Source organism: Pseudomonas sp. GT1P32 (assembly GCF_054897805.1).
Window position 1 is genome coordinate 6,364,058 of sequence record NZ_CM142704.1, and the last position, 19,575, is coordinate 6,383,632.

The 19,575-nt window shown below is 61.8% G+C and carries 12 protein-coding genes; 8 read left to right on the top strand and 4 right to left on the bottom strand.

The genetic code is table 11. The features are described from left to right. Nucleotides 1–19: 19 nt before the first annotated feature. Genes peaB through peaD form a run of 3 tightly spaced genes read left to right on the top strand, consistent with a single transcriptional unit; the run spans nucleotide 20 to nucleotide 2,919 of the window. Nucleotides 20–1,450 (top strand): quinohemoprotein amine dehydrogenase maturation protein, encoded by a 1,431-nt coding sequence (gene peaB / locus ACYZUC_RS29160; protein WP_046032632.1) that lies wholly within the window; start codon nucleotides 20–22, stop codon nucleotides 1,448–1,450. 1 nt (nucleotide 1,451) lies between these two features. Beyond that, on the top strand, nucleotides 1,452–1,775 hold the full coding sequence (qhpC, locus tag ACYZUC_RS29165) for a quinohemoprotein amine dehydrogenase subunit gamma (RefSeq protein WP_008027961.1): 324 nt from the start codon (nucleotides 1,452–1,454) through the stop codon (nucleotides 1,773–1,775). A gap of 25 nt (nucleotides 1,776–1,800) precedes the next feature. Continuing rightward, the gene (gene peaD, locus ACYZUC_RS29170) at nucleotides 1,801–2,919 is read left to right on the top strand and encodes a quinohemoprotein amine dehydrogenase subunit beta (protein ID WP_461992065.1); all 1,119 of its coding nucleotides are present in this window, start codon (nucleotides 1,801–1,803) and stop codon (nucleotides 2,917–2,919) included. Nucleotides 2,920–3,032: 113 nt separating this feature from the next. Here the strand turns inward: peaD and ACYZUC_RS29175 are convergent, their stop codons facing one another. Then, a complete protein-coding gene (locus tag ACYZUC_RS29175) occupies nucleotides 3,033–3,434 on the bottom strand; it encodes a lysozyme inhibitor LprI family protein (RefSeq protein WP_461992068.1) in 402 nt (133 codons plus the stop codon). Between the two features lie 49 nt (nucleotides 3,435–3,483). Next, nucleotides 3,484–4,407 (bottom strand): ADP-ribosylglycohydrolase family protein, encoded by a 924-nt coding sequence (locus tag ACYZUC_RS29180; RefSeq protein ID WP_461992070.1) that lies wholly within the window; start codon nucleotides 4,405–4,407, stop codon nucleotides 3,484–3,486. A 198-nt stretch (nucleotides 4,408–4,605) separates the two neighbouring features. Here ACYZUC_RS29180 and ACYZUC_RS29185 point away from each other — a divergent pair, with 198 nt between their 5' ends. Continuing rightward, nucleotides 4,606–5,094, top strand: a complete 489-nt coding sequence (locus tag ACYZUC_RS29185) for an SRPBCC family protein (protein WP_461992071.1) — start codon at nucleotides 4,606–4,608, stop codon at nucleotides 5,092–5,094. 437 nt (nucleotides 5,095–5,531) lie between these two features. Here the strand turns inward: ACYZUC_RS29185 and inhA are convergent, their stop codons facing one another. Continuing rightward, the gene (gene inhA / locus ACYZUC_RS29190) at nucleotides 5,532–6,215 is read right to left on the bottom strand and encodes an isonitrile hydratase (RefSeq protein ID WP_461992073.1); all 684 of its coding nucleotides are present in this window, start codon (nucleotides 6,213–6,215) and stop codon (nucleotides 5,532–5,534) included. 90 nt (nucleotides 6,216–6,305) lie between these two features. Between inhA and ACYZUC_RS29195 the strand changes: the two genes are divergently transcribed. After that, nucleotides 6,306–7,298 carry a GlxA family transcriptional regulator gene (locus tag ACYZUC_RS29195; protein WP_461992075.1) on the top strand — a complete coding sequence of 331 codons (993 nt, stop codon included), beginning with the start codon at nucleotides 6,306–6,308 and terminating at the stop codon, nucleotides 7,296–7,298. On the opposite strand, the gene ACYZUC_RS29200 is transcribed toward ACYZUC_RS29195, so the two are convergent. Next, nucleotides 7,274–7,663, bottom strand: a complete 390-nt coding sequence (locus ACYZUC_RS29200; RefSeq protein WP_461992077.1) for a hypothetical protein — start codon at nucleotides 7,661–7,663, stop codon at nucleotides 7,274–7,276. The two genes, ACYZUC_RS29195 and ACYZUC_RS29200, sit on opposite strands and share 25 nt — an antisense overlap. Before the next feature lie 335 nt (nucleotides 7,664–7,998). Here ACYZUC_RS29200 and ACYZUC_RS29205 point away from each other — a divergent pair, with 335 nt between their 5' ends. The 3 genes from ACYZUC_RS29205 to ACYZUC_RS29215 all read left to right on the top strand — a co-directional run bounded on the left by ACYZUC_RS29205 (nucleotide 7,999) and on the right by ACYZUC_RS29215 (nucleotide 19,558). Continuing rightward, nucleotides 7,999–9,171: an MFS transporter gene (locus ACYZUC_RS29205; RefSeq protein WP_461992079.1), complete on the top strand. Its 1,173-nt coding sequence runs from the start codon at nucleotides 7,999–8,001 to the stop codon at nucleotides 9,169–9,171. A gap of 184 nt (nucleotides 9,172–9,355) precedes the next feature. Further along, a complete protein-coding gene (locus ACYZUC_RS29210) occupies nucleotides 9,356–10,090 on the top strand; it encodes a thioesterase II family protein (protein WP_461992081.1) in 735 nt (244 codons plus the stop codon). Nucleotides 10,091–10,315: 225 nt separating this feature from the next. After that, entirely contained in the window at nucleotides 10,316–19,558 is a 9,243-nt protein-coding gene (locus ACYZUC_RS29215; protein WP_461992083.1) for an amino acid adenylation domain-containing protein, read from the top strand. The last annotated feature ends 17 nt before the right edge of the window (nucleotides 19,559–19,575 follow it).

Sequence of the window (19,575 nt, forward strand, 5' to 3'; positions counted from 1 at the left end):
GTCTGCACAGGAGGTTGCAATGGGCGCTATTTTGAATCTGGTTGAGCGGAATCTGCACGAAGTGCACGTCGACGCCGACCGCATGCTGTTCCACATTCCCAGCAGTTCGCTGTTCGCCAGCGATGAGCTGACGGGCACCATCATCGATACCTTGCGCGGTCCAGGCTGTTCGTCGGACGACCTGATCCAGCGCCTGGCCGCACGTTTCAACGGCGAAGAAATCACCGAGACCCTGCGCGAGCTGATCTCGCTGGAACTGGTCAGCGACGGCTCGCCGCTGACCCCGGACATCGGCACCAAACGGGTCGAGCGCACCGCGATCAATACCGTGGTGCTCAACGTCAACACCGGCTGCAACCTGAGCTGCACCTACTGCTACAAGGAAGACCTCGACAAGCCGTCGGCGGGCAAGAAAATGGACGTTGAAACGGCGATTGCGTCAGTGGAAATGCTGCTGCGCGAATCCCCGGACGAAGAGCGCTTCACCGTGGTGTTCTTCGGCGGCGAACCGCTGAGCAATCGCAAGCTGATCGAGTACATGGTCGATTACTGTGAGAAACGTTTTCGCGAGGCCGGCAAGTTCGTCGAGTTCGTGATGACCACCAACGCCACGCTGCTCACCGAAGAAACCGTGGACTACCTCAACGCTCACCGTTTCGGGCTCTCCGTCAGTATCGACGGGCCGAAAACCGTGCACGACCGCAACCGCATCACCGTGGGCGGGCAGGGCACCTATGATGTGGTGCGGCGCAAGGCTGAGATGCTGCTGTCGCGCTACAACAGTCGTCCGGTTGGCGCGCGAGTGACGTTGACCACCGGCGTCACCGACGTCGAAACCATCTGGGACCACCTGTTCAACGAACTGGGGTTTGCCGAAGTCGGCTTTGCTCCGGTGACTTCCGGCGACATCAGCACCTTCAACCTGACCAGCGATGAGCTGATCGAAGTCTTCGCCAACATGAAGAAGCTCGGTCGGCGTTATCTGGAAGCGGCGCTGGAGCACCGCAACATCGGCTTTTCCAACCTTCACCAGTTGATCACCGACATCCACGAAGGCCACAAAAAAGCCCTGCCGTGCGGCGCGGGCCTGAAGATGCTGGCGGTGGATCACAAGGGTGAACTGAACCTGTGCCACCGCTTCACTGGCTCGTCCTTGCCGACCTTCGGCAACGTGCACAGCGGTGTGAAACAGGTGGAGTTGAACGACTTCCTGTCCCAGCGGCTGGACCGCACCAACACCGGTTGCGAAGACTGCCAGATCCGCAACCTCTGCTCCGGCGGCTGCTACCACGAGAGTTACGCCCGTTACGGCGACCCGACCCACCCGACCTATCACTACTGCGAACTGATGCGTGACTGGGTCGACTTCGGCATCGAGGTCTACACCCGGATCATGGCCAACAACCCTGCGTTTATCAGCAGCTACATCACTCCGCGCAAGGCTCACTGATATGAAACATCTCAAGGCAATCAATAACAAAGCGTTGAAACTCGATGAAGCCGCGGCCGAGAACCGCATCGAAGAAGTGGTGGCGATGAGCTCTGTCGCGGGCTGCGCTTCGACCACCGACCCGGGCTGGGAAATCGATGCGTTTGGCGGTGTGTCGTCGCTGTGCCAGCCGATGGAAGCCGACCTTTATGGTTGCTCCGACCCTTGCTGGTGGCCGGCCCAGGTGCCGGACATGATGAGCACCTACCCGGACTGGAACAAGGATGCCCAGGCGTCCAACGACAACTGGCGCAACCTTGGCACTGTCTTCCCTAAAGACAAGTGATCGGACAGAGAAGAAGGATTCCAGCATGCCTAGCATCAAAGCCTGCGGCTTGGCCGCGTTTGCCGTCCTGAGCACCTGTTCGCTCACTGTTCTGGCCGATGAAAACACTGCTCTGCAAGACGGTCACGAGTACATGTTGACCACCAATTACCCGAACAACCTGCACGTGATCGACCTGGCCACGGACACGCTGTTCAAGACCTGCAAAATGCCCGATGCCTTTGGTCCTGGCACCGTCCAGTTGTCGCCGGACCGCAAGACCGCTTACGTGCTGAACAATCACTACGCGGATGTCTACGGCGTCGAACTGGACAGCTGCAAACAGGTGTTCCACGCCAGCATCACCCAGAAGCCGGGGGAGAAAGCGAAGTCGATGTTCGCCTTCACCCTCAGCCATGACGGCAAGGAACTGTTCACCGTTGCCAACCCGACGTTGATGCTCAATGACCGCTACGAAGTTCAGCAGCCGCGACTGGATGTCTACGCCACCGACGCCGGCATGGATGCCAAACCCGTGCGCAGTTTCCCGGCGCCACGGCAGCTGACCATCATGCAGAGTGGCGACGACGGTACGCTTTATGTTGCCGGGGCGGACGTCTACAAAGTCGATGTGAAAACCGGAAAATTCGACGTGTTGATCCCTAGCCGTCACTGGAAACGGGCGAACTACAGCGCACCGGACGTGCTCTACGTGTGGAACCAGCAGACCTATCGCCATGACTTCTCGCTGCTCTACACCGCGGCAAAGTTCAAGGACAAGAAGCAGGATCCGTTGACCGCCGAGTACCTGTACGGGCTGTTCAGCATCGATCTGAAAACCGGCAAGACTGAAACCACCGACTTCGGCCCGCTGACGGAAATCTACTTCAGCGGCATGCGCTCGCCGAAGGACCCGAACCTGATGTTCGGCGTGCTCAATCGCCTGGCGAAGTACGACATCAAGGAAAAGAAAATGCTCCAGTCGGCGACGCTGGATCATTCCTACTACTGCATTTCCTTCAACAAGGACGGCAGCAAGATTTACCTGGCGGGGACGTTTAACGATGTGGCGATTTTTGATGCCGACAGCCTGAAACCGGTGGGCAGCATCAAGTTGCCGGGTGGGGATATGGCGATTACCACGGCGCAGATTTTCGTCCGGTAATCGCGGCGTTTGAAAGGACGCCTTCGCGGGCAAGCCTCGCTCCTACGGGTTTCGGTGATCCCTTGTAGGAGCGAGGCTTGCCCGCGAAGAGGCCAATGAAGCCAATCGAGAAATTACTGCCCTGGCACCGGGCAACTCATATCCCCCTCCTGGCACTTCAAATAATTTTTGAAGGTCTCCACCCGAGCCTTGGTCAGGTCCGTGATGCAATTGCTGTAGATCAACGGATAAACACTCCCGCCCTCAACCCCGGACGCCGAAAACTTGCACTCGGCATCCCGGAACCCGATCCACGCCCGTTGTGCGCCAATCAACTGCTTCTTGCTCTCGGGGCTGTCCTTCAACCGAGCGGTGATCTGCTGGTAAAGCGCATTCAACTCCTTGTCCGCCGCCTTGTTCTGCTGCGCCGCGCATTGATTCATCGTGGCCTGGTCGGTGGCATTGTCGCAATCGACGGCATGGGCAACGGTGGTGAACAACAACGGCGTCAGCGCCAGGAGCACGCGTGAGTACATGGGGAAACTCGCTGTGGCAGGAAAAGAAGAGGTGCAGTGTAGCGAAGCCTCATTCACTTGCGGTGTCAGCGCCTGAAGCCTTGAGCAATTGATCAGCGCAAGCCTCGATGTCTTCGCGCAGGTATAACTTCGCCAGCCAACGTTCGGGAATGTCCTGGACACCGTAGAAAGCCCCGGCCAACTGCCCGACGATGGCGGCGGTGGTGTCGGCGTCATCACCCAGGTTGGCGGCCTTCAGGATGGCGGCTTCGAAACTGTCGGTGTGGTGAAAACACCACAGCGCCGCTTCCAGCGAGGCGACGCAGTAACCGCTGCCTCGGATAGCGCTTTCGGGTTTGACGAGGTAATCGCCACGCGCGATGGCTGCGACTTTGAGTTCCAGGAATGTAGTCGCCGGCAAGCTGAGTAAATCCGCTTTGGCCGCGCCCTGTAACGCGTGACCTATCAGCTCGGCGAACAACTGGCAGCACTCAACGGCTTCAGGCGCCGCGTGGGTTGTGCGGGAACTGTTTGTGGAAAACGCCCTGATCCGGTCGCGGTCGGGGAAGTAATACAAAACCACCGGCACCAGCCGCATCAACGAACCGTTCCCTGCCGTATAGGGATCGGTTGAACCCGCGAAGGGTTCGCCGGTTTGCTGATACCGGGCCAAGGCCTCGCTCACGGTCATGCCGATGTCGAAACATTCTCCGGTGGAACTGAGGTAACCCGATTGCCACCAATTGAGGTAACGGCCCATCTGGTCGGCGGCATCGAAGCCGTTTTTGCTCAGCAGGCTTTCGGCCAGGCACAACGCCATTGAGGTGTCATCGGTCCATTGCCCGGGTTTCAGGTTGAATGGGCCGCCGCCCACCATGTCGGTCAGGGGCCTGAACGAGCCGCGTGGCTGAAACTCGACCGTGGTGCCGACGGCATCGCCGCAAGCCAGGCCCAGCAGGGCGCCGCGATAACGTTCCGTGAGTGAGGGGGGCATGAATCTTCCTTGTCCGGTCAATGTCGTCCCTGCAAACGGTAGCAGCTCCCGCCCGTTGACTCTTGTTCTCAGCGCCGAACTTTGGCGCGGATGTGCGGCCGAATATTTCAGGCAGGTTGATTGAGAGGCCCGATTGGTACAACTTTAGGGTTGGACTTGTGGTCACACAGGCCTACTGTTCAGTACAGGAGGTGACTTATGAACCCAGCATCAGATCGCATCGAAAGGAAGATCCTGCTTAAAGCGCCGCGTTCGCAGGTCTGGCGTGTGCTGGCCCATGCCGAAGCGTTCGGGCAGTGGTTTGGCGTGGCATTGGAAGGCAAGCGTTTTGTCGCCGGTGAGTGGACTCAGGGGCAGGTCACTTACCCCGGTTATGAGCACGTTTTGTGGAATGTGCTGGTGGAGCGGGTCGAGCCGGAGCGAGTGTTTTCGTTTCGCTGGCACCCCTACGCGGTGCGCGCGGATGTCGACTATTCCCAGGAACCCACCACGCTGGTGAAGTTCGAGCTGGAGGACCATGAGGAAGGTACGTTGCTCAAGGTGTCCGAGTCCGGTTTCGATCACGTCCCCCAGTCGCGTCGGGAAAAGGCTTTCCGGATGGACAGCAGGGGCTGGGAGGAACAGATGAACAACATTGAACAGTTTTTGGCTGATACCGCCAAAGCCCGGGTGAGACAGGAAGAATGATCACCATGGCGCAGGCGCTGTCTGCCGTAGCTCCGCTGCAGGCCGCGAAACTCGGGGCTTGAGCGCTCGACACCTGAGGCGCCTAAGGGTTTTCGGAAGGGCTGGTATAGCGAATGTCTTACACGCGATGGTAGCTATGTCGTCTATTGCACATTGGATCCGATGCGTAATCTAGCCACATCAACTGAAGCACAGGAAGCGCTTCAGGATCACGGATGATCGACCATCAGCAAGGATTCGCTACCGACAGGGAGTCGACAATGGTCTTGGGAAAAACCCGCCTCTGGCGGGTTTTTTTTCGCCCGTAGAAAAGTGATTCAGCCATCACACACATCAACTGTAGGAGCCAGCTTGCTGGCGATAGCGCCCGTTCAGGCGATAAACGTGTTTGCTGACCCGCCGCCATCGCCAGCAAGTCGGCTCCTACAGTTGATTACCTACAAACCGAGATTTGCTGCGGCCCGTTCGGTGATCTGCGTCCGCTGCTGCAACGATGGCGCCGTACGCCGATGAGCCTCTGCCAAAACACTCTGAGGCGCTGATTCCGGGCTGCCAGATTCAAACGGCGGCGCCGGCGCGTACTCCAGCTGCAACTGCACCAATTGCGCCGTGTCCTTATCAAACAACTCAGCCGCCAGGGTCAGGGCAAAGTCGATCCCGGCGGTGATCCCGCCACCGGTCAGCAGATTGCCATCGCGCACCACCCGATCCTTCACCGGGATTGCACCCAACGGTCCAAGCAATTCGTGATACGCCCAGTGAGTGGTGGCGCGCTTGCCCTTGAGCAAACCTGCCGCGCCGAGTACCAGCGCGCCGGTGCACACCGAGGTGACATACCGCGCATTGGCCGCCTGCGCCTTGATGAACGCCAACGTCTGCTCATCCTCCATCAACGGCCCGACACCGCTGCCGCCGGGAACGCAGATCACATCCAGCGCCGGGCAATCGTCGAATGTGGTGGTGGGCTTGAGCACCAGGCCGGTGCTCGCGGTGACCGGCATCAGGTCTTTCCAGATCAAATGCACCTTCACGTCCGGCAGCGAGGCGAGTACGTCGTAAGGGCCGGTCAGGTCCAGTTGCTGAACCTGCGGGAACAACAGAAAACCGATCTGCAACGTCATGGTGTTTTTCTCGTGAAGTGGGTGGACGGCTTCACTGTAGGCTCGTAGGATTTGGCGTATACGCCAATTACCCCACGAATTACGCCAAACATGCCCAAGACTATCCATGTGCTTGCCTTCACCAACGTGCAACTGCTCGACGTCACCGGGCCGCTGCAGGTATTCGCCTCGGCCAATGACATTGCCCGCCAGAAAGGCTGGCCGCCGCCTTACGCGCCGACGGTGATTGCCAGCTGCGGTGGGGCGGTGATGTCGTCGGCGGGCTTGGCGCTGCTGGCCGAATCATTGCCCGGGCAGGGCAGCGACACACTGATCATTGCCGGCGGCTGGGGCGTTTATGCGGCGGCGGAGGATGAGGCGCTGGTGGCTTGGGTGCGTGAGCATGCGGCGGGGTGTCGGCGGGTGTCATCGGTGTGTACCGGGGCATTTTTGCTGGCGGCCAGCGGTTGGCTCGATGGCCGGCGGGTGGTTACTCACTGGACCCGTTGCGAACTGTTGGCGCAAAAACACCCACGTTTGCGTGTCGAACCCAATCCGATCTTTATCAATGACGGCCCGGTCTGGACCTCGGCCGGCGTCACCGCCGGTATCGACCTCGCGCTGGCCATGGTCGAAGAGGACCTCGGTCGCACCATGGCGCTTGAAGTGGCGCAGCAGTTGGTGGTGTTTTTGAAGCGTCCGGGCGGTCAATCACAATTCAGCGTGACCCTGTCGTTGCAAAAGGAAGGCAACCGTTTCGACGATCTTCACGCCTGGATCAGCGAAAACCTCACCATGGATCTGGGCGTTCCAACCCTCGCCTTGCAGGCTGGCATGAGCGAGCGCAGCTTTGTCCGTCACTACCGCGCCGACACCGGCCAGACGCCCGCGCGGGCCATCGAACTGATTCGGGTCGAAACGGCGCGGCGGTTACTCAGCGATACCGGCGTGCCGATCAAACGGGTCGCGGTGCAGTGTGGGTTTGGCAGCGAAGAGACGTTGCGGCGCAGTTTCCTGCGGGCGATGGGCGTGACGCCTCAAGCGTATCGCGAGCGGTTTTCGGTGAGTTCCGAGGCAGATCAAGCTTCCGCTTCCATGACCTGATTGAAATACTTCGCCCGATCCGGCGTAAACGTCACCACCATCCCGGTCCGCGAACAGGTCAATGCCCGTTCTTCAGCCAGGTCAACGTCCAGGTCTTCCCCGCGCAAACCTTGCCACTGGGCGAGGTACTTGAGGGATCCGTACTTTTCGAGTTTCTTCAGGCTGCGGCTGACGCCACCTTTCCAGCCCAGCACCGGCAGTTCACCGGCCAGGCATTGTTGGGCCATTTCGGGAAAACGGGCGGCGCGTTGGCGGCCGATTTCCCAGCATTTGATCAGGCCTTTGTCGGGGCCTTCCCACAGTTCATCGCGGTTCAGGCCGGATCGGAGTGGGGTGTCGATGCTGCGGTGGATGCGCTGGCTCATTCAGGTTCCTTGAATTCGGGTTTTGTTGGACAGCTCCGCTGTACCCGTTGAGGAGGGATGTTAGGTGGGGATGTAATGAGTGGCAACAAACGATTTTCCAGGGGCGGTGCGGTTTTGTTTAGTGCTTGTAGGTGTGTGGCCTACAGGGCCTGAGTGTTTAAGCAGGCGGACCGCGTTAACGTTCGATCGCCGGCAAGCCGGCTCCTACAATTGATCGCGTTTCACTGTAGGAGCCGGCTTGCTGGCGATAGGGCCTTCACATTCAACCAACATTTCGCCCCTTCCACCTTAAGCGGCCATATGGCAACTTGCAGGCCCTTGTCGAGAGCCGAGCCATGGCCAACCCCTACCGCGAACTGTTCAAAGCCCCGGGCAGCCGAGCCTTTGTGCTGGCCGGGATGATCGCGCGCATGCCGATTTCCATGACCGGCATCGGCCTGATCACCATGCTCTCGCAATTGCAGGGCGGCTACGGACTGGCCGGTGCGGTGGCGGCGACGTTTGCCTTGGCCACGGCGTTTTGCGCGCCGCAGGTTTCGCGGCTGGTGGACCGTTTCGGGCAGCGTCGGATCTTGCCGGTGTCGGCACTGATCGGTGGCGGTGCGTTGTTGCTGGTGTTGTTGTGCACGCGTTTGCAGGCGCCGCAATGGACACTGTTTGTGTTCGCCGCGCTGGCCGGTTGCATGCCGAGCATGTCGGCGATGGTGCGGGCGCGCTGGACCGAGGTCTATCGCGGTCAGCCGCAACTGCAAACCGCGTACGCCCTGGAATCGGTGCTCGACGAAGTCTGTTTTATTGTCGGGCCGCCGCTGTCGGTAGGCTTGTGCGTGGTGGTGTTCCCCGAAGCGGGGCCATTGGCGGCACTGTTGATGCTGGCGATTGGCGTCACGGCGTTCGTCCTGCAACGGGACACCGAACCGGCGATTCATCCCCATGAAGAACACCATCAGGGCTCGATCATTCGTTCCAGCGAGATTCAGTTGCTGATGCTGTTGATGGTTGCCATGGGCACCATTGTCGGCGTGGTCGATGTGGTCAGCGTGGCCTTCGCCCAGCATCAAGGGCAACCGGCGGCGGCGAGCATTGTGTTGTCGGTGTATGCCATCGGTTCATGCCTGGCCGGATTGGCGTTCGGCGCGTTGCGCTCGAAAGTGCCGCTGCCGCGACTGTTTCTGTACGGTGGGGTGGCGACGGCGGTGACCACGTTGCCGTTGCTGCTGGCGACCAATATTGTCGGGTTGGCGCTGGCGGTGTTCGTCGCGGGTCTGTCTTTTGCGCCGACGCTGATTGTCGCCACGGCATTGGTGGAACGCATCGTGCCGCCGGCCAAACTCACCGAAGGCCTGACCTGGCTGGTGACGGGGATGAGCATCGGCGTGGCGATTGGCGCGGCCAGCTCGGGTTGGCTGGTGGATGCGTTTGGCGCGCGTAGCGGGTTTTGGGTGGCGATTGCGGCGGGGGCGGTGGTGCTGGGCTCGGCAATTCCCAGCTATCGCCACCTTAGGTAAGTATTCATTCAGTGACTTCTCTGTGTCTTCTTCGCGGGCAAGTCGGATCGCCGCCCGCTCGCTCCTACAGGCTTCAGTGCGTCCCGTAGGAGCGAGGCTTGCCCGCGAAGGCGTCATCACCGTCGACTAATTCCCGGCGGACCTCATCCGTTCTCTTTACAGACAACTTTTCGAGGTAAGCCCGGTGACCCAGCTGACATTGCTGTGCCTGCCCTATTCAGGCGCGAGCGCCATGGTTTACAGCCGCTGGCGGCGCAAACTGCCGGAGTGGCTCAAGCTGCAGCCGGTGGAACTGCCGGGCCGTGGCGCGCGGTTCGGCGAGCCGTTGCACACCGACATGCGGCGCCTGGCGCTGCAACTCGCCCAGGAACAGAAAGCCACGCTCAAGGCGCCGTACGCCCTGTTCGGTCACAGTCTCGGCGCGTTGCTGGCCTGTGAAATGGCCCATGCCTTGCGCTCGCTGGGTTGCCCGGAACCAGTGGCGCTGTTCGCTTCGGGCACCGCTGCACCGACAATGCGGGCTGATTACGATCAGGGTTTCGCCGATCCGAAAACCGATGCCGAGCTGATCGAGCAACTGCGCACCCTCAATGGCACCAGTGAAGAAGTGCTGGCCAATGAAGAGCTGATGAGCCTGACGCTCCCAATCCTGCGTGCGGACTTCCTGCTGTGCGGCCGTTTCGAGCCGATCCAGCGTCCGCTGCTGAAATGCCCGGTGCACGTGCTCGGCGGCAAGGCGGATCGCGCAACCACCGAACAGCTGATCGGCTGGAGCAAGGAAACCTACGGCAGTTTTTCCGTGGACATGCTGGCCGGCGGTCACTTCTTCATCCATGAGCACGAAGCCAAGGTGCTGCGCGTGATCAAGGACCAGCTCGACGTTCACCATCGCCGGCACGCCATGGCTGCCACTGCCTGACTCTGCACCCCTTGTAGGAGCCGGCTTGCCGGCGATGGCGGCCAGGCAGGCAACATCCATGTCGCCTGTCATGGCCTCATCGCCGGCAAGCCGGCTCCTACAAGGGAACGCCCGATTTGTCTCCCCGCTGACACTTATTCTCATTCGCTAATTTTTCCGGTCTGCATTCGTTTTATAGGGACGACGTGCCTTTGTGCTTCCCGCCACTGATCCGGATGCTTAGAAATGAATGCTGATGACTCCTTGAAACTTGCTCGCCGGTTTATCGGGTTGCCCCTGGAAAAGCGCCAGATGTTCCTTGCGGCCTTGCAAAAGGAAGGCATTGATTTCGCCCGGTTCCCCATTCCTGCCGGCGTCGAGGCCGAGGATCGCCAGGCGCTGTCGTATGCCCAGCAACGCATGTGGTTTCTCTGGCAACTGGACGCGCAAAGTGGCGCCTACAACCTGCCGGGTGCGGTGCGTTTGACCGGAACGCTGAACCTGTCGGCGCTGGAACAAGCCTTCGTCAGCCTCGTGGCACGTCACGAAACCCTGCGCACGGTGTTCCAGCACCAGGCCGACGACACCTTGCTGCAAGTGCCGGCCAGCGCGCCGCTGATCATCAAACATGTGGACTTCAGCGCCTCGCCGGAAACGGAGCGCGAACGTGCCGTCGCCCAGGCGGCCGAACAGCAATCGGTGCTGCCTTTTGATCTGTCCATCGGCCCGCTGCTGCGGGTGACCTTGCTAAAACTCGCCGAGCAGGAACACGTCCTGCTGCTGACTCTGCACCACATTGTCTCCGATGGCTGGTCGATGAACGTGCTGATCGACGAATTCATCCGCTGCTACGACGCCTTCGAGGCCGGTGCACAACCGCAACTCGCGCCGTTGCCGATCCAGTACAGCGACTACGCGTTGTGGCAACGCCGCTGGCTGGAGGCGGGCGAGCAGGCGCGCCAACTCGAATACTGGCAAGCGCAACTCGGCGATGAACACCCGGTGCTCGAATTGCCGACCGACCACTCGCGCCCGGCGATGCCGAGCTATCGCGGCACACGCTACGAATTCGCCGTCGACACGCAACTGGCCGAGCAACTGCGCGCCACTGCGCAGAAACACAACATCACCCTGTTCATGCTGTTGCTCGGTGCGTTCAACGCGCTGCTGCATCGCTACACCGGGCAGACCGACATCCGTGTCGGCGTGCCGATTGCCAACCGCAACCGAGCGGAAATCGAAGGCCTGATCGGCTTCTTCGTCAACACCCAAGTGCTGCGCACCCGGCTCGATGGTCACACCCGCGTTGACGATCTGCTGCGCGCCATCAAGGAGACTGCGCTCGGTGCCCAGGCCCATCAGGATTTGCCGTTCGAGCGTCTGGTCGAAGCGCTGAAACTGGAGCGCAGCCTCAGCCACACGCCGCTGTTCCAGGTGATGTACAACCACCAGCCGCAGGTCGCGGACATGTCCAGCATCAGCACCGCCTCCGGCCTGGTGCTGGGCGCGATCGAGTGGAAAGGGCGCACCACGCAGTTCGACCTGACCCTCGACACCTACGAAAAGGGCGGCAAGCTGCACGCCGCGCTGACCTATGCCAGCGACCTGTTCGACGCGCCGACCATCACGCGCATGGCGCAGCACTGGACGCGGCTGTTGCAGGCGATGGTGATCGACACACATCAACGGGTCGGCGAGCTGCCGATGCTGGCGGCGGATGAACAACAGGTGCTGGTGCATGACTGGAACCGCACCGCCGAAACCTATCCCGTCGAGCAATGCATTCATGAGCTGATCCACGCCCAGGCCTTGCGCACACCCGAGGCGCCGGCGCTGGTGTTTGGCGATCGTCAGCTGACTTATGCACAGCTCGATGCACGCACCAGTCAATTGGCGCATTACCTGCGCGAGCAGGGTGTCGGCCCCGATGTGTTGGTGGGGATCGCCGTCGAGCGTTCGCTGGAAATGGTCATTGGCCTGTTGGCGATTCTCAAGGCCGGTGGCGCCTATGTGCCGCTCGATCCGGAATATCCGGCGGAGCGTCTGGCCTACATGATCGAAGACAGTGCGATTGCTGTGTTGCTGACCCAGAGTGCCCTGGCTGGCACGCTGCCGACCGAGGACATCAAGGTCATCGCACTGGATCAGGACGAGGACTGGCTGGCCGCTTACAGCGAAACCTACCCGCAGGTGTCGGTGAATCCGCTGAACCTGGCCTATGTGATTTACACCTCTGGTTCCACCGGTAAACCCAAGGGCGCCGGCAACAGCCATGCGGCGCTGGTCAACCGTTTGTGCTGGATGCAACAGGCGTACGGGCTGGATGGCAGCGACTCGGTGTTGCAGAAAACCCCGTTCAGTTTTGATGTGTCGGTCTGGGAATTCTTCTGGCCGTTGATGACCGGAGCCCGTCTGGTGGTGGCGCCGCCGGGTGCGCACCGCGAACCGGCGCGCTTGATTCGACTCATCGGCGAGTTCGGCATCAGCACCTTGCACTTCGTGCCATCGATGCTTCAGGCGTTTATCCACGAGCCGGGCGTTGAAGCCTGCACCAGCCTCAAGCGCATCGCGTGCAGCGGTGAAGCCCTGCCGCTGGATGCCCAGCTTCAGGTGTTCGCCAGGTTGCCGGGCGCCGGATTGTTCAACTTGTACGGGCCTACTGAAGCGGCCATCGACGTGACCCACTGGACGTGCGTTGACGAGGGCGCCGACAGCGTGCCCATCGGCCGGCCGATTGCCAACCTGCGCACCCACGTGCTGGACGCGCAGTTGCTGCCGGTGCCGGCGGGCGTGGCGGGGGAGTTGTACTTGGGCGGCGCGGGGCTGGCGCGCAGTTATCACCGGCGTCCGGGGCTGACGGCCGAGCGGTTTGTGCCGTGCCCGTTCCATGACGGTGCACGCCTGTACCGCACCGGCGACCGCGTACGCCAGCGTGCCGACGGGGTGATCGAATACCTCGGTCGCCTCGACCATCAAGTGAAACTGCGCGGCCTGCGTATCGAGCTGGGGGAAATCGAAACCCGCCTGATGCAGCATCCGCTGGTGCGCGAGGCGGTGGTCCTGGTGCAGGGCGGCAAGCATCTGGTGGCGTACCTGGTGCTGGAAAACGCCGAGGCGCAGTGGCCAGAAACCCTCAAGGGCTGGCTGCTCAATAGCTTGCCGGAATACATGGTGCCGACCTACCTGATGCCACTGGATGCCTTGCCGGTGACCGCCAACGGCAAACTGGACCGCAAGGCCCTGCCGCAACCGGACGCGGCGCCGCAACAAGCGTTCGTCGCGCCGCAAGATGCGATGCAGATGGCATTGGCGCAGATCTGGCAGGACGTGTTGGGCCGGGAACGTGTGGGCCTTGAAGACAACTTCTTCGAACTGGGCGGTGATTCGATCATCTCCATTCAAGTGGTCAGCCGCGCCCGTCAGGCCGGCATCCGTCTCAGCCCTCGCGACCTGTTTCAGTACCAGACCGTACGTAGCCTGGCGCTGGTAGCGGCATTCGACAACCGCAGTGCCATTGAGCAAGGGCCGGTCTGCGGCGAAGTGCTGCTGACCCCGGCGCAACATTACTTCTTCGAACAGGCCGTCGCGCAACCGCAACACTGGAACCAGTCCTTGCTGTTGACGCCGCGCGAGGCGTTGAACCCGCAAGCACTGGAAGCCGCGCTGGTGGCGCTGATCAACCATCACGATGCCTTGCGCCTGCGGTTTACCGCGAGTGTCGATGGCTGGCAGCAGCGTCACGGATCGCCGGTTGAAGCAGCGGGACTGTGGCAGCGGCGCGCGGCGTCGACCGAGGCGTTGACGGCCCTGTGCGACGAAGCACAACGCAGTCTCGATCTGGCCGACGGGCCGTTGCTGCGCGCACTGCTGATCAACCTCGACGATGGCTCGCAACGCCTGCTGCTGGCGGTCCATCATCTGACGGTGGACGGCGTGTCCTGGCGGGTGCTGCTCGAAGACCTGCAGCAGGCCTACGCGCAATTGGCGGGTGGCAGCGCCGCAACGTTGCCGGGCAAAACCAGCGCTTATCAACACTGGGCCAAACACCTGAAAACGCATGCCCGCACGCTGGATCAGCAACTGTCGTACTGGCAGGCACAACACGCCGATGCCGGCGACCTTCCGTGTGAAAATCCGCTGGGCAGCCTGCAGCATCGCCACGGCCACAAAATCGAATCGAAGCTCGACGCCGGGTTGACGCGGCAATTACTGCAAACGGCACCGGCAGCCTATCGCACTCAGGTCAACGACCTGCTGCTGAGCGCACTGGCGCGGGTGATCTGCCGTTGGACCGGGCACAACTCGACGCTGATCCAGCTCGAAGGCCATGGCCGTGAAGACCTGTTCGACGACCTCGACCTGACGCGCACCGTGGGCTGGTTCACCAGCCTGTTCCCGGTGCGCCTGCAACCTCACGCGCAAACGGCGAACGCGATCAAGGCGATCAAGGAGCAACTTCGCGCCATCCCCGACAAAGGCCTGGGATATGGCCTGCTGCGTTACCTCGGCGAACCGGCCCAGCGTGACGCGTTGCAAGGGTTGCCGGCGCCACGCATCACCTTCAACTACCTTGGCCAGTTCGACCGCCAGTTCGATGAAGACGCGCTGTTTGTGCCCGCAGCGGAAAGCGGCGGTCAGGCCCAGGGTGACGATGCGCCGCTGGCCAACTGGCTGACGCTGGAAAGCCAGGTCTATGGTGGTCAACTCTCGCTGCAATGGGGCTTCAGTCGCGACATGTTCGCCGACAGCACCGTTCAAAAACTGGCCGACGCCTACACCGAAGAACTCACTGCGCTGATCGAACACTGCTGCGCCACGCCGGCGGGCCAGGTCACGCCGTCGGACTTCCCGCTGGCACGGATCAATCAGGCGCAGCTGGACGCCTTGCCCGTTGCAGCCCCGGCCATTGAAGACATTTATCCGTTGACGCCGATGCAGCAGGGCATGCTGTTCCACACCTTGTATGAACCGCAGGCCGAGGCCTACATCAATCAACTGCGCCTGGATATTCAGGGGCTGGAACTGGCGGCCTTCGGTCGGGCGTGGCAGGCGGCGATCAACCGTCACGACATTCTGCGCAGCAGCTTCCACTGGTTGGGCCTGGAAGCTGCGCATCAGGTGATTCATCGCCAGATCGATCTGCAATTGCAGGTGATCGAAGCGGCCGATATCGACCTCGATGCACTGGCCGCCGAAGAGCGCAGCCGTGGCTTCGAACTCAGTGCGGCGCCGCTGTTCCGCCTGATGCTGGTGCGCCAGAGCAGCGACGCCTGGCACCTGATCTACACCAGTCATCACATCCTCATGGACGGTTGGAGCAACGCGCAGTTGCTCGGCGAGGTGATTCAGCATTACGCCGGGCAGACACTGGCCAAACCTTTGGGGCAATACCGCGACTACCTCGGCTGGATTCAGCAGCAGCCACCGGCGGCGGGCGAACAGTTCTGGAAACAGGCGCTGGCCGCACTCGAAACCCCGACCTTGCTGGCGCAAGCCTTGCCGACGCCGGTCGAAGGGCACGGCATGGGCGAGCATCACCTGACGCTCGAAAGCGCCGCGATGCAGCGTCTAGCGGAGTTTGCCCGGCAGCAGAAAATCACCCTCAACACCTTGTTGCAGGGCGCGTGGGGCCTGTTGTTGCAGCGCTACACCGGTCAATCGTGCGTGGCGTTCGGTGCGACGATTGCCGGGCGATCCGCACCGTTGCCGGGTATCGAGCAGCAGTTGGGCCTGTTCATCAACACCTTGCCGATCATCGCCGCGCCGTCGTCCGCGCAACCGGTCAGCCAATGGCTCAATGAGTTGCAAGCGCTGAACCTGAGCCTGCGCGAGTTCGAGCATGTGCCGCTCTACGACATTCAGGGCTGGGCCGGGCAGCAGGGCAACGCGCTGTTCGACAGTTTGCTGGTGTTCGAAAACTTCCCGGTGGCCGAAGCGCTGAAGCAAGGTGCACCGGCGGGCCTGACCTTCGGCGCATTGCGCAATCACGAAATCACCAGCTACCCGCTGACCCTCGGCATCGAAGTCGGCGCCAGCCTGCGTCTGGAATTCAGTTTCGACCGGGCCTTGTTCAGCGCCGCGCAGATCGATCGTTTGAGTGCGAACCTGCTGCATGTGCTGGAGCAGTTCGTTGCACAGCCGCAGCAAGTGCTGGGCGCCGTCAGCCTGTTGGACGCCAAGCAAACAGCCCAGGTGTTGCTGGGTTCGCGTCCCGCCGCGCCGCTGCTGGACAGTCCGCTGTTGGCGCATCAGCGTTTCGAGCAGCAAGCGGCCCGCACGCCCGATGCATGGGCGGTGATCGTCGGCGACGAGCGACTGACTTATGCACAGCTCAACGCCCAGGCTAACCAGCTCGCCCATCGCCTGCGCGAACACGGTGTGGCGCCGGGGCAGCGGGTCGGCCTGTCTGTGCGGCGCAATGCGCAGATGATCGTCAGCCTCATGGCCATCCTCAAGTCCGGCGCCGGTTATGTGCCGCTGGACCCGGACTACCCGGCCGAACGCCTGGCCTACATGATCGAAGACAGCGGCATGGACCTGCTGCTGGCGCAACCGGAGCTGCTGAACGATGTCGCGCTGCCCGAAGGCTTGCCGCGCCTGGCGCTGACGACGGCGTCGCTGGCCGGCTACTCCACGGCCAACCCGGTCAACCTTGCCTGTGCCGAAGACCTCGCGTACCTGATTTACACCTCCGGTTCCACCGGGCGGCCGAAAGGCGTGTGCCTGGCCCATGCCGCACTGCGCGAGTTTTGCGTGATTGCGGCGGACTATTCGCAACTCAGTGCCGACGACCGCGTGCTGCAATTCGCCACCTTCAGCTTCGACGGCTTTGTCGAGCAATGCTACCCGCCACTGTGCGTGGGCGCGGCGCTGGTGTTGCGCGGCGATGAGTTGTGGGACACCGACACCTTGTACCGGCAGATCATCGAGCAGGGCGTGACCCTGGCGGACTTGCCGGCAGCCTATTGGTATTTGCTGGCTCAGGAATGGGCCGCGCAGCCGCAACGCGACAAAGGTCGGTTGCGGCAGGTGCATGTCGGCGGCGAAGCCATGTCGCTGGAAGGCTTGAAGCTCTGGCATGCCGCCGGTCTCGGCGACGTACGCCTGCTCAACACCTATGGGCCGACCGAAGCCACCGTGGTCTCCAGCACTCACCTGTGCACCTTGGCCGACACGCAAAACCTGATCGGCGTGCCGATTGGCCGCGCCTTGCCGGGCCGGGCGTTGTACGTGCTGGACACCGAGGGCCATCTGCTGCCAACCGGTTGCGTGGGCGAGTTGTGCATCGGCGGTGATGCCGGCATTGCCCAGCACTATCACCAGCGTCCGGGGCTCAGCGCAGAACGCTTTATCGCCGATCCGTTTTCCACCACGCCGGGCGCACGTTTGTACCGCAGCGGCGACCTGGCGCGGTATCGCGAGGACGGCGCGCTGGAATACCTGGGACGCATCGACCATCAGGTGAAAATTCGCGGTTTCCGCGTTGAGCTCGGTGAACTGGAAGCGCACCTGCAAGGCTTGCCGATGATCAGCGAAGCCGCGGTGCTGGTGCACGAAGGCGTCGGCGGCAAGCAACTGATCGGTTATGTCGTGCCAGTGTTGCCGAACGCCGACTCCCGTCAATTGACCGAAACCGTGCGTCACGTATTGGGCGAGCGTCTGCCGGACTACATGCTCCCGGCGCAACTGGTGGTGATGAGCGCATTGCCGCTCAACCGCAACGGCAAAGTCGACCGCGCGGCGCTGCCCGCACCCGAAGTCTGGGAAGCCGTGGCCGGCACCGCGCCGCAAGGTGAGCTTGAGATTGAACTGGCGCAGATCTGGCAGCAGGTGTTGCAGGTTGCCCGTGTCGATCGCGAAAACAGCTTCTTCGAGTTGGGCGGTCATTCGTTGCTGGCCACGCAGATCGTTTCGCAGATTCGTCAGCGTCTGGGCTTGTCGGTGAGTTTGCGCAGCCTGTTCGAACACCCGCGTCTGCAGGATTTCGCGGCTCAGGTGCAAGGCCTGCGGCACGCCGCCAATGTCTGCGAACGCCCGGCGCTGCTGGCGGACCACTCCGGCGAACGCCAGCCGTTGTCCTTTGCCCAGCAGCGGTTGTGGTTCCTGTGGAACCTCGAACCCGACAGCTCGATGTACAACATGCCCGGCGCCTTGCGGTTGCGCAGCGCGTTGAACCTGTCGGCGCTGCAGCAAACCTTCGAAACCCTGGTGCAACGCCACGCCGTGTTGCGCACCACGTTCTATGAGGAAGACGGCCAGGCCTGGCAGCGGGTACACGCCGAACTGCCGCTGGATTTCGCCATCAGCGACCTGCGGCACTTGCCGGCCCCGGACGTCGAAGCCGCGCAGTTGGCCCGCGAAGAAGTCGCCCGGCCGTTCGATTTGCGCAACGGGCCGTTGCTGCGGGTGCGGGTGTTGCAGGTCGCGGATCAGGAACATGTGCTGCTGCTGACGGTGCACCACATCGCGGCGGATGACTGGTCGTTCCGGATACTGATCAATGAATTCGTCACGTTGTACCCGACCCTGAACCGGGGTGGTGTCGTGCAGTTGCCGGAGCAGGTCGTGCAATACGCCGACTTCGCCAAATGGCAGCGTCAGTGGCTGGAGCAGGGCGGCGAGCTGCAACGTCAGCTCGATTACTGGCAGGTGCGCCTCGGCCAGCCGCAAGCCGTGCTGGAGCTGCCGGGCGACGGCGATCAGCGTCAGGCGCAAGAAGGCGCGAGCCAACATTTCACCTTGAATTCGACCTTGAGTCAGCAGTTGCGCGACTTCGCCCAACAGCGTGGATTGTCGCTGTTCATGGTGCTATTGGCCGGCTTTACCCTGGTGTTGCGCCAGCGCACCGAGGTCAATCGCGTGCGCATCGGCACCGATATCGCCAACCGAAATCAAGTTGAGCTTGAACAAATGGTCGGCTTCTTCGTTAACCAATTAGTGCTGCAAGTGGAGGTCGATGCTGACCAGGCTGCCGAGCAACTGTTGCAAGCCTGTCGTCGTGCGGTTCTGGAGGCTTCGGACCATCAGGACCTGCCGTTCGAGCGGCTGGTGGAGGCGTTGCGTTTGCCGCGTCGGGCCGGGCGTTCGCCGTTGTTCGACATCAAGTTGATCTATCAGGAAGGCGTCGGTCGCTTGCCCTCCATGGACGGCTTGTTGGTCGAGGACTTCCCGTCGGGCCGGCAAGCTGCCGAGATCGGCATGGTCGCTGCGTTCTACAACGAGGCCGAACACATTCACCTGAGTTTCGAAACACCCGCCGGACAGTACTTGCCGAGCACGCTGCAAAGCCTGTTCGAACAAATCGAGGCGGTACTGCAAGCGTTGTTGCGCGCCGACGAGCTGATGGTCAGCGATCTGCTGGAACTGGCCACCGAGGTGCAGCGCCGTGCCGATGCGCGATTGAACGAGCAGCGCAAGGCATTGCTGGGCGGGCGCATGGCGATCAAGCGTCGTCGCGGCACGCCGGCAACGCAAGGCGCGGCGGACTGATTCATTGCGGCGGCGCC